This is a genomic window from Treponema sp. SP13 (genome assembly GCF_050938355.1).
Classification (GTDB): domain Bacteria; phylum Spirochaetota; class Spirochaetia; order Treponematales; family Treponemataceae; genus Treponema_D; species Treponema_D socranskii.
In genome coordinates, this window is sequence record NZ_JADOVM010000001.1 from 149096 (window position 1) to 164401 (window position 15306).

14 protein-coding genes are annotated in these 15306 nt (G+C 50.6%); 8 read left to right on the forward strand and 6 right to left on the reverse strand.

The window, feature by feature from the left end; translation table 11 throughout:
- Window positions 1-21: 21 nt before the first annotated feature.
- Window positions 22-846, reverse strand: a complete 825-nt coding sequence (locus tag IZU26_RS00650; protein WP_433276983.1) for a lysophospholipid acyltransferase family protein — start codon at window positions 844-846, stop codon at window positions 22-24.
- On the reverse strand, window positions 846-2192 hold the full coding sequence (locus IZU26_RS00655) for a glycosyltransferase (protein ID WP_310822852.1): 1347 nt from the start codon (window positions 2190-2192) through the stop codon (window positions 846-848). Before IZU26_RS00655 ends, IZU26_RS00650 begins: the two co-directional genes overlap by 1 nt.
- 203 nt (window positions 2193-2395) lie before the next feature.
- Between IZU26_RS00655 and sufC the strand changes: the two genes are divergently transcribed.
- From sufC to sufU, 5 genes are all read left to right on the forward strand, one after another.
- Window positions 2396-3148 (forward strand): Fe-S cluster assembly ATPase SufC, encoded by a 753-nt coding sequence (sufC, locus tag IZU26_RS00660; protein ID WP_433275963.1) that lies wholly within the window; start codon window positions 2396-2398, stop codon window positions 3146-3148.
- Complete coding sequence (sufB, locus tag IZU26_RS00665) at window positions 3145-4563, forward strand: Fe-S cluster assembly protein SufB (protein ID WP_433275965.1); 1419 nt, start codon at window positions 3145-3147, stop codon at window positions 4561-4563. Before sufC ends, sufB begins: the two co-directional genes overlap by 4 nt.
- A gap of 9 nt (window positions 4564-4572) precedes the next feature.
- On the forward strand, window positions 4573-5646 hold the full coding sequence (locus IZU26_RS00670) for a SufB/SufD family protein (protein WP_433275967.1): 1074 nt from the start codon (window positions 4573-4575) through the stop codon (window positions 5644-5646).
- Complete coding sequence (locus tag IZU26_RS00675) at window positions 5639-6862, forward strand: aminotransferase class V-fold PLP-dependent enzyme (RefSeq protein ID WP_021330060.1); 1224 nt, start codon at window positions 5639-5641, stop codon at window positions 6860-6862. The genes IZU26_RS00670 and IZU26_RS00675 overlap by 8 nt, the downstream gene beginning before the upstream one ends.
- A gap of 83 nt (window positions 6863-6945) precedes the next feature.
- On the forward strand, window positions 6946-7443 hold the full coding sequence (gene sufU, locus IZU26_RS00680) for a Fe-S cluster assembly sulfur transfer protein SufU (protein WP_433275969.1): 498 nt from the start codon (window positions 6946-6948) through the stop codon (window positions 7441-7443).
- Between the two features lie 145 nt (window positions 7444-7588).
- Here the strand turns inward: sufU and IZU26_RS00685 are convergent, their stop codons facing one another.
- Entirely contained in the window at window positions 7589-9274 is a 1686-nt protein-coding gene (locus tag IZU26_RS00685) for a formate--tetrahydrofolate ligase (RefSeq protein WP_433275971.1), read from the reverse strand.
- A gap of 219 nt (window positions 9275-9493) precedes the next feature.
- Here IZU26_RS00685 and IZU26_RS00690 point away from each other — a divergent pair, with 219 nt between their 5' ends.
- From IZU26_RS00690 to IZU26_RS00700, 3 genes are read left to right on the forward strand one after another with little or no spacing between them, the layout of a single operon-like run.
- Window positions 9494-10096 (forward strand): TetR/AcrR family transcriptional regulator, encoded by a 603-nt coding sequence (locus tag IZU26_RS00690; protein ID WP_021330083.1) that lies wholly within the window; start codon window positions 9494-9496, stop codon window positions 10094-10096.
- 28 nt (window positions 10097-10124) lie between these two features.
- A complete protein-coding gene (locus IZU26_RS00695) occupies window positions 10125-10889 on the forward strand; it encodes an EFR1 family ferrodoxin (RefSeq protein ID WP_433275973.1) in 765 nt (254 codons plus the stop codon).
- Between the two features lie 12 nt (window positions 10890-10901).
- Window positions 10902-11348, forward strand: coding sequence for a DUF2141 domain-containing protein (locus IZU26_RS00700; RefSeq protein WP_433275975.1), 447 nt, complete (start codon window positions 10902-10904; stop codon window positions 11346-11348).
- A gap of 22 nt (window positions 11349-11370) precedes the next feature.
- On the opposite strand, the gene IZU26_RS00705 is transcribed toward IZU26_RS00700, so the two are convergent.
- The 3 genes from IZU26_RS00705 to IZU26_RS00715 form a co-directional block, all read right to left on the reverse strand.
- On the reverse strand, window positions 11371-12126 hold the full coding sequence (locus IZU26_RS00705) for a pseudouridine synthase (protein WP_433275977.1): 756 nt from the start codon (window positions 12124-12126) through the stop codon (window positions 11371-11373).
- Window positions 12127-12132: 6 nt separating this feature from the next.
- Entirely contained in the window at window positions 12133-13497 is a 1365-nt protein-coding gene (locus IZU26_RS00710) for a citrate/2-methylcitrate synthase (RefSeq protein ID WP_433275979.1), read from the reverse strand.
- Window positions 13498-13743: 246 nt separating this feature from the next.
- The gene (locus IZU26_RS00715; RefSeq protein WP_433275981.1) at window positions 13744-15222 is read right to left on the reverse strand and encodes a Do family serine endopeptidase; all 1479 of its coding nucleotides are present in this window, start codon (window positions 15220-15222) and stop codon (window positions 13744-13746) included.
- Window positions 15223-15306 lie beyond the last annotated feature (84 nt).

Below are 15306 nucleotides of genomic sequence, written 5' to 3' on the forward strand. Positions count from 1 at the left end.
TATCCTTATTAATTTACAACATCAGTTTTCGTTCGCTCGAATATCGGGCTCGTATCCGTAAACCGAAACATAACAGCTGCGCCACGCCTTAGAAGCGCGCGACATCAAAAAAGCGGCGTTCTCTTTGCGCGAAAGCGTTTTATCGGGATAGATCGGAGAGAGGATATGGAGCGTCGCAACTTTTTTTTTGCTGAAAAAAGAACGTAGTTTTGAAGGCGCGGAAAAGGTGATAAACATCGGAACGACAGGCACCGAATTCGCTGCGGCTATATGGAACATGCCGGTGTGAAAGGGGCGCGGCTTTTCATAGCGAAGCCACAGCGATTGCTCCGGATAGCCGAGCACGGCGCAGCCCTTAGCCAGCAAAAGCGACAGCGTCTTTTGCAGCTCGTTCATCGCTTTTACGTTTCCGCTGAACGGCAGCGTCCCCGCCCCGCGCATAATAGTTCCGATAGGGCCTTTCATATTGTTAAATTCCGCAACCGTGATGTACAGCGTATGACCGAAAACCGCCTCGCGCACGATCATATTGTCGAGCGAGTGCACGTGATTGCAGACGGCGACAAAGCCTTTCACACTGCACAGATTTTTGCGCCCTTCGACGCGAGCGCCGAGCACGAACTTTGTCAAAACCGGGCCGAGTACCGTCGCCGCCGCGCGGATAAAAACGCGCCATAAAAAAAATGAAAACGTGCGTGGGAGAAAAACATAATCGTCGGTTACCCGAATCATCGCATCATAGTCGATCGGCTGAACGTTTCCGTCGAACTCGCCTTTTTTTTCAAGCTCTGCGATGCGATTTTGTATTTCGCGCTGCGTATCGCCTTTGATGCCGCCGATGTCCATCACTCCGATCCCCTCATCACCGTTTCAATGCGCTCGATCTGCTGCCACGGCACACCTTCGCCGTAATGCGGATTTCGAAGCAGCGTAAAAAATGCCGCAACGTAAAAATATGCGTACTCGGCTATAAAAAAGGGATTGTACAAAAGCACGGCAAGCTTTTCGCCGAACGTAATCTTGAGTGCTTTCGGATCGATTATGAGTGCGATAAACGTATAGGAGACGAGTACGCCGTAGAGTATAAGCATGATGACCATGCCGTATTTTAAAGCGGTAAAATTAATAAATCCGCGATTAAAATAATCAATACCTGCAGCGATTATGTAAAGCACAAAACAAACAGCGGTATTGCCGAAAAACAAAAAAAGCGGGCCGAATCCGTACAAAAAATCGAAATTTTTTATGCGGATACCGCGTATCTTTTGCACAAGCGAAAGCGAGCGATCGCGAAGAGATGCGTACGTTTGTTTTGCGATTGTATTGCGGTACTTAAACGCAATCTGCATATAGCCGATGAGCCAACGCTCACGGCGCCGATCCAACGCTTTATGCGAAAGCGCTTCTTCGGTGTAGACGACTGCGTATTCGTAAAAACACGACGACCAGCCGTGAAGAATCGCATTGATAGTCATCTCAAGATCTTCGGTAAAACTGCGGTACGGCCAGCCGCCGATCTCTTCGATGACGTCGTGCCTGACCATAACGCCCGTCCCGCACATCGTACAGGGAACGCCTGCCTTCGTTCTGAACGCATTTCCCATCTTGTCGAGAAACGTGTACGTAAGCGCGCTGCAGTTCGTCGCAAGCGAACGGAGTCTTTTCCCCCCAAGGAGATAATTTTTTACTTCGCGCTTACCGAGCACGATCTGAACGTCCGATGCGAGAGCGTTATTCATCTCTTCGATAAAATTGTCCGAAGCGACATTGTCTCCGTCGATGATGATATACGCATCGTAACGCCCGTATGCGCCGGAAAGCAGCTCTTTGAGCGAACCGTCGAGCGCCATGCCCTTGCACGTTTGATTTTTGACAATCTGCACATAGGTACTCTCGTATTTTTTCACGATGGCGCAAGTCGGGTCGTCTTCCGAATCGACGATGACAAACGTATCGAATTTTTTGCAGTCGTAGGTTTGACGCGCGAGACTGTCCAGCAAAAGCCCGATACCGACGCTTTCGTTCCGCGCGGGGATAAGGACGGCAAAGCGATTTTGCACGCGGTTTATTAAATGCTCGGGCTTTTTAAAACCGCTTACATAATACAATAAACGCGGTATGTATAGAACAAAGGCGATCAACGAAATAAGACCGTACATATAGAAGAGCGATACGGCTTGTATATCAGTCATACACAAATGATAGGAAGTAAACGGTGAAATGTCAATTACGCGCGTATGTCCGAAACCCTGTATATGCCGTCAAACGAAACGGATATATTCACGCTTGCTTTTTTACGGTAATATGGATATATTAAGAACGGAGCAATTACCTACTTTTTTCGTAGATAATTCAGCTTTTTGTTCCTTAATCATAATCAGGAGTTCGATTATTTATGAGTGATCTGCTGCTCGATGTTCAAAATATTTCGTTCGATATAAACGGAAAGTCCGTGCTGCACGGCATCGATTTGAAAATAAATAAAGGCGAAACACACGTATTTATGGGGCCGAACGGCGCGGGTAAATCGACGCTCGGCAATACGCTTATGGGAAATCCCGTCTACACGCTTACCGAAGGAAAAATCATATTCGACGGTAAAGACCTCACCGAAGAAAAGACGGACGTGCGCGCGAAAGCCGGTATGTTTTTATCCTTTCAAAATCCGCTCGAAGTACCGGGCATTTCCCTCGAAACCTTTATCAGAAGTGCGCTCCAGCAGCGTACCGGAGAGCACGTTAAACTGTTCCAATTTCAAAAAGACCTGCAAGCGGCGATGCAATTGCTAAACATGGATATATCCTACGCTTCGCGCGATTTGAATGTCGGCTTTTCAGGCGGCGAACGCAAAAAAAGCGAAATACTGCAGATGCTTATGCTCAAGCCCAAATTCGCAATCCTCGACGAAACCGATTCGGGCCTCGATGTGGACGCGGTGCGTACCGTATCAAAGGGCATCGAAGCGTATAAGCAAAACGGCGGCACGCTGCTCATCATCACGCATTCGGCGAAAATTCTCGAAAGCCTTACCGTCGATTTTACGCACGTGCTCGTCAAAGGCAAAATCGTCAAAACGGGAGATGCGTCTCTTGTCGATGAAATCAACAAAAACGGATTCGAACGTTTTGAAAAGGACGGTACGCAATGAACGAAGTCATCGACAGAAACTCCGCCGCAAAAATCGATATCGATACGTCGATGTATGATTTCCGTTACGATGAAAAAGATTTTTACAGAAACGATCCTGGATTAACCGAAGAAATCGTTTTAAAGCTTTCAAAAGATAAAAACGATCCCGAATGGATGAAAGACTTCCGTCTCGCTTCTCTTAAAATTTACGATGAAATGCCCGTGCCGTCGTGGGGGCCGGATATAAGCGGGCTTCACATAGAACACATCGCGACTTACGTGCGCCCGAACACGAAGATGAAAAACAACTGGGAACAAGTTCCCGAAGATATAAAAGAAACCTTTGAAAAGCTCGGCATTCCCGAAGCGGAGCGCACCTCTCTTGCAGGCGTCGGCGCGCAGTACGACAGCGAACTCGTCTACCACAATATACGCGACGAAGTTGCAAATCAGGGCGTCGTCTATTCCGATTTTGAAAGCGCTCTCCGCGGCGAATACGCGGACATGATCAAAAAACATTTTATGCGCCTTGTTCCGCCCCGCGCCCACAAATTCGCCGCGCTCCACGGAGCGGTATGGTCGGGCGGTTCGTTTGTGTACGTGCCCAAAGGCGTTCACCTTTCCTTTCCGCTGCAGTCGTACTTCCGCTTAAACGCGAAGGGTGCAGGCCAATTCGAACACACGCTCATCATCGTCGACGAAGGAGCGGATCTGCACTTTATCGAAGGATGCTCCGCGCCGAAATACAACGTCGCAAACCTGCATGCAGGAGCCGTCGAACTCTACGTTGCAAAAAACGCCCGGCTCCGTTATTCGACGATCGAAAACTGGTCGAAGAACATGTACAACCTGAACACGAAGCGCGCACGAGTCGAAGAAGGAGGCTCTATCGAATGGGTTTCGGGTTCGTTCGGTTCCCATATTTCGTATCTGTACCCGGAAAGCGATTTGGTCGGTGAACATGCGAGAGCCGAGTTTACGGGCGTCACCTTTGCCGGAAGCGGTCAAAACCTCGACACGGGAGCGAAGATGGTACACAGCGCACCAAATACGTCGAGCGTCATTACGACAAAATCGATTTCAAAAGGCGGCGGCGTAAGTACGTATCGATCCGCAATTTACATCGATAAAAAAGCGCACGGCAGCAAAGCTTCCGTTTCGTGCGAATCGCTCATGCTCGATGAAGATTCCAGAAGCGATACCGTGCCTGCCATGGAAATTCACACTGACGACGTGGATGTCGGACACGAAGCGAAAATCGGGCGCATTTCGGGAGAGGCAATCTTTTACCTCATGTCGCGCGGCATCGCGGAAGACGAAGCGAGAAGCATGATCGTCAGCGGCTTTGCTAATCCGGTCAGCAAAGAGCTGCCGCTCGAATACGCAGTCGAAATGAACAATCTCATCCGCCTCGAAATGAAAGGCACTCTGTAAGGATCGCGTATGGCTGAAATATTAACGATTAATAATTTACCGACGCTCACGTGGAATTGGCTGAAGATAAATTCGACGCCGTTTTCAACCGATGCGCGCCTTTCGGGCGACGGGGAGCCTCGCATAAGCGCCCTGCCCCACGGCGTCGAATATGAGCGGCACGCAAAGGCGGATGCCTATCGCAATCTTGAAACGGGCTGCGGCAAAGAGCTCGGCGCTTATTTTTTCAAAGATGCGAAAGCTTCGCGCATCACCGTAAAAAAAGGTCGGCGCGTCGAAACGCCCGTCTTTATCGATTTCGATTTAATCGATAAAAGCGCTACTTCCGCTTTTCACATCATCAAGGCGGAAGAAGGCGCGTCGATTACGGTTATCATGCGCTATGAATCCGAGCGCGCTTCATCGGGCACTCAGATTGTCCGCACGATTTGCGACGCGGGAAAGGATGCGTTCATTCACTTGGTAAAAGTGCAGCTTTTAGGCGACGGTTTTGTGCAGACCGACGATATCGGAACCGTCTGCGCCGAAGGCGGCCGCGTCGAAGTGACGCACGTGATTCTCGGCGGGGAAAAAACATATACGGGAGCCGCGGGCAAGCTACCCTCGTTCGGCGGCTCTTTTAAGGCGGATACGGCCTACCTTTGCCGCGGAGAGCAAAAGCTCGATATGAATTACATTGTGCGTCAGATCGGTAAAAAAACGGACTGTCAAATGAGCGCTCAAGGTACGCTGTGTGACCGCGCGGCAAAAACCTACCGCGGTTCGATCGATTTTATAAACGGCTGTGCGGGCTCGACGGGCAACGAATATGAAGAAGTGCTCTTGCTTTCGCCCGATGTCGTCAACAAATCGATTCCGCTCATTCTGTGCGGTGAAGAAAACATAGCCGGCGAACACGGATCGACGATCGGAAAGCTCGGAGACGACACGCTTTTTTACATGCAGTCGCGCGGTATCGCTAAATCGGAAACCGAAAAGCTGATGGCACGCGCAAAAGTCGTACGCATCGCCTCCCTTATTCCCGACGAAACGACCGTCGCAAAAATCAACGCGTACTTGGATGAGGTATTTTCACATGAATGATTTTCGAAACGATTTTCCGTTTTTCTCAAATGCGAAAAACAAGGGTTTAATCTATTTCGATAACGCTGCGACGACGCAGCGGCCGCGCCGGGTAATCGATGCGATAACGCATTTTTACGAAGAAAACAATGCGAATCCTTTGCGCGGCCTCTACGATTTGAGCGTACGGGCAACCGAAGCTTACGAAGGCGCGCGGCACAGTGTCGCCCGCTTTATAAACGCGGCAGAAGATTGTGAAGTGATTTTTACGCGGAACGCAAGCGAATCGTTGAATCTCATCGCTTATACCTACGGCATGGCAAACATACGCGAGGGCGACGAAATCGCCGTTTCGATTATGGAACACCATTCGAACATCCTTCCGTGGCAGATGGTTGCAAAAGCGAAGGGTGCAAAGCTCGTGTATTTGGAGTGCGACAGAGAAAGCGGCATCATCTCCGACGAAGAAATCGCAGGAAAGATAGGAAGTCGCACAAAGCTTGTCGCCGTCGCTCACGTCAGCAACGTGCTCGGCATTACAAACGATATCGCAAAAATCGCAAAGGCCGCTCATAAAGCGGGAGCCGTTATCGTCGTTGACGGCGCGCAAGCCGTGCCGCACATCAAAACCGACGTGCGATCCCTTGATGCCGACTTTTACGCGTTCAGCGCTCATAAACTCACAGGCCCCACAGGATGCGGCGTTTTGTACGGCAAAAAATCGCTCCTTGAAGCGATGCCGCCTTTTTTGCGCGGCGGCGAGATGATCGAATACGTTACGAGAGAAGATGCGACATGGGCGCCGCTTCCGGCAAAATTCGAAGCGGGCACGGTAAACGCGAGCGGAGCCGTCGGACTTGAAGCTGCCGTCAAATACATCGAATCGATCGGCTACGATTATATAACAAATCACGACAACGCGCTCGCCTCTCGCCTTATCGAGGGCATGAAAACAATTCCACACGTGCGCGTCATAGGTAACAGCGACGGGATGCGACACTGCGGTATCGTCACCTTTACGATAGACGGAGTGCACCCGCACGATATCGCGACCGTGCTCGACACCGAGCGTATCGCGATCAGGGCGGGACACCACTGCGCGCAGCCGCTCGGAAGCTACCTCGGCGTTCCCGCAACGGCGCGGGCAAGCGTCTATTTTTACAACACCGAAGAAGAAGCCGACGTTTTTTTGAGCAAAGTAAAAAACATCCGCTCATGGATGGGCTTTAAAGATTAGGGAAAACGCTTTCGGCTGCGGAACAAAAAAGCTCGGACGAAAGAGACGGCGCATAAACGCGAATACACAAGGACGGCATTGGTATGGAAACGAAAGAACTGTATCGGGAAATTCTCAACGAGCACAATTTAAATCCCGCTCACAAAAAGCCGATGGCGCATCCGACCCTCATTTTAAACGGTGTCAATCCGAGCTGCGGGGACAATATCACGCTCAGTTTGCAGATCGATAATGACGGAACGATTACCGACGGCTCTTTTACGGGAAGCGGCTGCGCCATCTCCCAAGCGTCGGTCGATATGATGCTCGATCTCGTCGTCGGAAAAAATAAAACCGAAGCGCTCCGCCTCGCAAATATCTTTATGAGCATGATAAAGGGCGATGCGGCGGCATCCGACATCGAACAACTCGACGAAGCGGCCGCCCTTGAAGACGTTTCGAAAATGCCCGCGCGCGTCAAATGCGCCGTGCTCGGCTGGCGGACGATGATGGAAATGTTCGACAAAAATAAATCAGTCGGAAGCGGCAGTGCGACGCACTGCGACAACTGTACGCAAAAAGACGTGTGTACGAAAGCTTAAAGCCCGCCTCAAAAATACGCTTCGTAAAAATCGAGGGCAAGCGAAATATAACGCACGCGAAGCGGAAGCCAAACACACTTCGGCAGGCAGTTACACAGCCGCCAAAACAAGAAAAGTCTTAACCGTGGATTTTTTATATTTTCGTTTAAAATAATCCCGAAATGACTCCGTCGTCGTTCACGTCGATATTGAGCGCGGCGGGTTTTTTCGGCAGCCCCGGCATCACCGTGATGTCGCCCGAAAGCGCGACGACAAAGCCCGCGCCCGCGTAAAGCTGCGCGTCGCGGATCGGAAAGGTATAGCCGCTCGGAGAAGCGAGCAGTTTCGGATCGTGACTCAGCGAATTCTGCGTTTTTGCGATGCACACGGGAAGCGCTCCGTAACCCGCCTTTTCGAAAGCCGAAAGCTTTTTCAAAGCGGCGCTTTCAAACGAAACCGCACCTGCACGGTAGATTTCCCGTGCAATGCGTTCTATCTTTTTTGAAAGGGGCATATCGGAATCGTAGAGCGGACGGAAATCCGCTTTTCCCGCATCGCAGAGCGCGCTCGTTTTTTCGGCAAGCGAAATCGCTCCCTCGCCTCCCTTTTCCCAGCTTTCGCAGACGGCGCTTTCCGTACCCGTTTCCGCAATGAGTTCAGCGAGGAGTTCGAGTTCTTCGCTCGTGTCCGATGCGAACTTGTTGATCGCGACGATTGCGCTTACGCCGAATTTGCGGATGTTTTCGATATGCGTTTTCAGATTTGAAAATCCCGCCGAAAGCGTTTTGAGGTCGGGACGGGCAAGATCCTGTTTTTCCGTACCTCCGTGCATTTTAAGAGCTCTCACCGTTGCAACGATGACGGCACAGGACGGAGCGATGCCCGCCGCACGGCACTTGATATCCATAAATTTTTCCGCACCCAAATCGGCGGCAAATCCCGCTTCGGTTACGACATAGTTTCCCGAAGCGAGAGCGGCGAGCGTCGCGTTGATGCTGTTACAGCCGTGCGCGATGTTCGCAAAGGGGCCGCCGTGCACAAACGCGGGAGTTTTTTCGATGGTTTGCACGAGGTTCGGCTTCAGAGCATCTTTGAGCAATGCGGCGATCGCGCCGGTACATCCGAGTTCTCCGAATTTAACGATTTCTCTGTCGTAATTTTCCCCGATGACGATATTCGAAATGCGCTCTTTCAATTCCGAAATCGTGCGGGAGAGACAGACGATCGCCATGATTTCGCTCGCGACGGAAATGCAAAAGCGGTCTTCGCGCGGTACTCCGTTCACTCTGCCGCCGAGTCCGACGACGATGTTGCGCAGTTCGCGGTCATTGAGATCGACGCACCGCTTCCACGAAATCGTGCGGGGATCTATCCCCAGTTCATTGCCGTGGTGAATGTGATTGTCTATGAAAGCCGCAATCAAATTATTCGCTGAGGAAATCGCGTGGATGTCGCCCGTAAAGTGCAAATTGATTTCTTCCATCGGAACGATCTGTGCGTATCCGCCTCCGCAGGCTCCGCCCTTTATGCCGAAACAGGGACCCAAAGACGGTTCGCGGAGCGCCAGCACCGTTTTTTTGCCGATACGGTTGAGCGCATCGGCAAGCCCTATCGAAACGGTCGACTTGCCCTCCCCCGCGCTCGTCGGCGTTACGGCAGTGACGAGGATGAGACGAGCGCGCGAAGTTTCGTCCAGAGCGCGTTTTTGCAGAGTGCGAAGCGTTTTTGCACTGAGCTTTGCTTTGTACGCTCCGAACGGTTCGATCCCGTCCGCATCAATCCCGATCCGCTGAGCGATGTCCGCGATCGGAAGCATTCGATTTTTTTGTGCTATTTCGATATCCGACAACATAGCGTAATTATACGCGCGAACGCCGGCCTTTGTAAATCGTTCGGAACGCTTTAATCAAGGCAATCGATCCGATTCGCGCATAAATTTTTCCTACAGATGATTTTAAGCCGCGCATCTTTAATCTGCAGCTTTTAAAATCGCCGTTTCAAACTTGACACCGTAAAGATTTTACGCTATTATCTTGACACTGTAAAGATTACAAGGAAAAAGGAGCCGCTTATGCGAAAATCGAAGTTGCCGTATCACCGCGAAGGATTGAAAAATCTCCTAATCGAAAAAGGCATCGAAATCGTCAATGCCGACGGTGTGCAGTCTTTTTCGCTGAGAAAAGCGGCGGCGGCTTGTAAAGTCAGCCATGCGGCTCCGTACAGCCATTTTCACAACAAAGAAGAATTGTTGAACGCGATGCAGCTGCACATCACCGAACGTTTTTCGAAAACGCTCGAAACGGCTGTCGCCGAAAATAAAAAGCCCGCCGCATTGTTAAAAAAATTGGGTATAGCCTATGTTTCTTTTTTTATTGACAATCCCGCCTATTTTCAATTTTTGTATTCCTCGTCCGATATAAAGGTCGATTTAACTTTATCTATACCGGATGAGAAAAACTATAAACCCTTTATTTTGTATAAAAACAGCATCGTGTCACTGCTTAAGCAAACCAAGGTTCCGAAAAAAAAGCAAAACGATATTTTAATAACGATATGGGCTTTTATTCACGGACTTACGGCGTTGGCCGCAATGAAAAATGTTCACTACGACAAAAATTGGAAAGAAAAAATCACCGATTTTATGGACTTGCTCGAGCCGTCATTTTTAAAGTAAGGGTACATGGATTATTGCAGGAGACGATATGAACGGAATTTATTTCAGCGGAACGGGAAACACAAAATACTGTACGGAAGCGTTGGCACAAGCGACCGGCGGCAGGGCTTACAGCATGGAATCACGCGAAGCGCTTGAAGTTTTACGTGCGTCGGATGAAATCGCGCTCGGCTACCCGATTTATTTCAGCGACATTCCGCGTATCGTAAAAGCGTTCATTATAGAACACGCCGATATGTTTTGCGGAAAACGCGTTTTTATTATCGCGACGATGGGGCTTTTCAGCGGAGACGGCGCGGGACTTGCATCCCGGCTGCTTCGAAAATGCGGAGCCGCCGTTACCGGAGGCTTACACCTGCGTATGCCGGACTGTATCGCCGATGTAAAGCTCTTGAAAAAAACGCCGGAAGAAAACGGGGCGCTCATAGCGGCGGTGCAAAAAAAGATCGCGCAGACGGCGGAAGACATAAAACGCGGAATCTATCCGAAAGACGGCCTATCTTTTTTACATCGAATTGCGGGTTTGTTCGGACAGCGCCTGTGGTTTAAAATGCATGCGAAAAAATTGAGAGAACGGCTTAAAATCAGAACGGAACGCTGCATCGGCTGCGGTCTATGCGCGGCACACTGTCCTTCAAAATCATTGTATATCGAAAACAATAAAGCCGTGTTTTATCCCGGAAACTGCACGATATGCTACCGCTGCATAAACAATTGCCCCGCAAAGGCGATTACGCTTATCGGTACGGACGTATTCGAGCAGTGCCGCTTTGAAAATTATGCAGCGCAATAATTAGGAGGCAATATGAAAAAAACACTTACCTTATTTTTCTGTATGATGATTTTCGCTACGCTCTATTCCTTGTATCCTCAAGCGGCGGACGGTGAAACGCTCTGTGATACGGAAATCGTCGTTACCGGCATAAAAAAGAATTCGGGAACGATTGTTATAAGCATCCATGATTCCTCTGAAAGTTTTCGCAAACACATTCCGTATCGAAACGTCGAATTGGCGGTGACGGGAGAAAAAGCCGTGTATCATATACGGCTCAAAGCCGGCGACTATGCTTTTTGCGTTTACCATGACGTCAACGGCGACGGAAAATTAAACACAAATGCGATCGGCATACCTAAAGAGCCGTTCGGCTTCAGCAACTACGACGGTAAGGGACCGCCCGGTAATTTCAAAAAACACAAGGTTTTTATAGACAGCACAGCGACGGTAAACATCCCGCTGGTAAAAATGAATTAGTCTATTCCTCTTACACAAGTTTTCAGATGCGGCTAAGCAGTTCGATTTCGTCTTCTGAAAGTTCGCGACAGCCGCCCCGCTCAAGGCTTTCGTCCATCCGAAGTGCGCCGATCGCGATGCGCTTCAAATAGACGACTTTGTTTCCGAGCGCGGAAAAGATACGCTTTACTTCGTGAAACTTTCCTTCGTAGATCGTAAGCGTGCATTCGTCTTTTTCATCGCCGCTTCCGAGCCATACGAGTTCGGCGCTTTTGCAGTCGACTTCTTTTTCTCTTCCTTCCGCCGCTATGTGCACGCCTTTCGCACATTCGGAAACGTAGGCCGATCCTTCCGCGCTTCGCACTTTTTTTGCCAGGCGCACAAAATACGTTTTTCCGCATTCGCTTTTCGGAGAAGTGATGCGGTGCGTAAGCTCTCCGTCGGTTGTAAGGATGAGCAGGCCTTCGGTATCGCAGTCAAGCCTTCCGATAGTGTGAAGATTGTCTTCGAAAAAAGGCGTACGGTACGCATCGCCGAGCAAATCGAAAACCGTTCGGTGAAGTCCGTCGCGCTTTGCGCACACATACCCCGAAGGCTTGTACATCATGAGATAGAGAGCTTTTCGGATTTCGATTTTTTTACCGTCCGCGGCGACGATATCTTTCTCTTCATCGACGCGCATCGATGAGTCGAATACGCTTTTGCCGTTTACCGTTACGGCGCCCGAACGGAAAAGTTTTTTTACGGAAGAGCGGGAGCCCAAGCCTCCGTGCGACAGCAATTTGTCGAGGCGGATCATAAGCGCTTACTTTACGCGCTTTTCGATCGGAATGTAGTCCCGCACATCGCACACGTTTTTATACGCCGGCCGATAAATCCTGCCGCCTGCGACGATCTCTTCGATACGGTGCGCGCTCCAGCCGGCAATACGCGAAATCGCAAAGATGGGTGTGTAGAGTTCGCGCGGAATATTGAGCATGGAATACACAAATCCCGAATAAAAATCGACGTTCGGACAGATTCTTTTGTCGGCGCCGTGCACTTCGGCGAGAACGCCCGGTGAAACCTTGGCGATGAGATTGTAGAGGCGGAATTCCGCTTCGCATTTTTTTTCTTTTGCGAGTTTTGCCGCCCGCTCGCGAAGGAGCACCGCTCTCGGATCGTCGATCGTGTACACCGCATGCCCCATACCGTAAATCAAACCCGTACCGTCGAACGCTTCGCGTTTTGCGATTTTTATTAAATAATCGCGAATCTGCTTTTCGCTCGTCCAATCCTTTACGTGCGACTTGATGTCGTCCATCATCTCCATGACGCGGATATTCGCCCCTCCGTGCCGTCTTCCTTTGAGTGAACCTATAGCCGCGGCGATCGCCGAATACGTGTCGGTGTCCGCAGATGAAACGACGTGCACCGTCAAACTCGAATTGTTTCCGCCTCCGTGTTCGGCGTGCAAAATAAGGGCGAGGTCGAGGATTTCCGCTTCAAGGCGGGAATAGGTTTTATCAGGACGGATGAGACGCAAAAAATTTTCCGCAGTCGAAAGCTCGGGCAGCGGATTGTGAATATACATACTCTTGTCGTCGTAAAAACGCCGCTTCGCCTGATATGCGTAGGCGGCAAGCGTCGAAAATCGCGAAATAAGTTCGATGCACTGCTTGAGCACGTTCGCGATCTCCCGTCCTTCAGGATCGGGATCGTACGAATAACTTGCGAGTACACCGCGCGCCATCTTGTTCATGATATCGCTCGACGGCGCTTTCATAATCATATCTTCCGTAAAGTTCGGCGGAAGCGTACGGCGGAGTCCCAAAAATTGCGTAAATTCATCGAGCTGACGCTGCGTCGGAAGCTTGCCGAAAAGCAAAAGATAGACGCACTGCTCATAGCCGAACTGCTTCGTGCGCTCGGCATCTTTGACAAGCTCGGCAACATCGTAGCCGCGGTAAAAAAGCTTTCCGGGAATCGGCACCTTTTCGCCGTTTACCATATCGTAGCCGACGACATCGCCGATGCGCGTAAGCCCGACGAGCACGCCCGTCCCGTTTGCATAACGCAGCCCGCGCTTAACATCGTACTTCACATATAAAGCGGGAGGAATCGGGTCGTTGCGTTGGGCAAGCACCGAAAGTTTTTTTAAAAATGCGTTTTGGATTAATTCTTCCGACATGGCAATCCCGTTATAAAAAAAATACGTGCGATTATTATATAGATTTTTTACCGCTGCGGCAACAGTCACATTGCGTTGCGTTAAATCTTGTCGAGCGGGAAGCGGGATGTATGTATGCGGAACATATTTTCGCAGAATCGCCTGTCGAAACGCACAGTACAAAGCGTACGCCTATCACGGCCGCTCCCTCCCCGCACTCACAAGCTGCAACACAGCCGGCGTGAAGCGGAGAGAAAGAGCGCACCGTTAAAACTTATACGTTCCCGTCGTAATCGTGCCGCCGTTCGAATACACGTCAAAGTTTACGCCGCGCTTGGCTTTGCCGAGCTCTGCGTAAAAGTCTTCGATCGAACTTATCGATTTGCCGTTGACGGCGGTGATCACGTCTCCGTTTTGCAGACGAAGGGAAGCCGCAGGCGATTTTTCGAGCACGCTCGTAACGGCTACTCCCTGTATTCTATTGTTGTCGAGCTTCAAGTCTTTTCGCGTTTTTTCGGTGAGCGGAACCGCGATAAAGCCGGGCCAGAGTTTACTGTTGTCGCCCGATACATTTTCGCTCCGCGCTTCGATTTTGACGGAAAGTTTTACCGTCTGCTTGCCGCGAAGCACTTCGAAAGACACCGTAGAACCGGCTTTTAAGCTGCCGACATCGCGCACAAGCTGATTGACGCTTTTGACGCTCTTTCCGTTCAGAGAGACGATATAATCTCCGGGCTGGATGCCGCCCTTTTGCGCAGGCGAATCGCGGAAAATCTGCGAAGCGAAGGCGCCTTCTTTATCGGCAACCCCGAGCGCCGTCTTATATTCCGAAGAGATGTCGACGAGCGAAACGCCGAGCCAGCCGTACGCCAATTTACCGTTCGAAATAAAGTCGTCGATCGCGTTTTTGATATTGTTGATCGGAATCGCAAAGCCGAGTCCCTGCGAACCGCCCGATTGAGAAGCGATCCACGTGTTGATGCCGATCACTTCCCCGTAGATATTGATAAGCGGGCCGCCGGAGTTTCCCTGATTGATCGCGGCGTCGGTTTGAATAAAATCGCTGATGTTGCCGATATCGCTGCCGCTTCTGCCGGTCGCACTGATGATGCCCTGCGTCACCGACTGATTATAGCCGAGAGGCGCTCCCATCGCAAAGCAGAGATCGCCCGTGTGCACCGCATCCGAATCTCCGAGAGATGCGACGAGAATCGATTTATCGCTCGATTCGAACGAAACGAGAGCGACGTCCATACGGGAATCGGCTCCGACGAGTTTGCCGTCGAACTGCCGTCCGTCGTTGAGCTTTACGGAAATCTTCGTCGCTTCGCCGGCAACGTGATTGTTCGTAAGCACGTAGAGCGTATTTCCCGTGCGCCTCACGATAACGCCCGATCCGAGTCCCTGCTGTTCATATTGCCTCTCTCTTCCGCCGCCCTGATTCGGCAAACCGAAAAAGAAAAACGGTAAATCTCCGAGCGGATTCGACTGCACCGTTTTCGTTTCCGTCACGTCGATTTCAACGACCGAAGGAAGCAACGTATCGCTGATCGAACGGAACGCATCCTGCATCGCTTGAATCATCTTTAAAGAATCGGCGGGAATCGGAGACGTCGTTCTCGTTTCCGCAAAAGCCGTGTCCGCGCTTCCGTTTACCGGCGTCTTTCTGCACGAAAGCGAAATCGCGCCGAATGCCAAAACAGCGGCGCACGAAATGCCGATTATCCTCTTTGTCCATGTTTTCATAATCAAAACCTCCGGAGCTCCGCTGCACGTAATTTCCGCAGTCCGCTCTTTTATCAATCGAATGCCGAAAGGATCTGTCTCAAA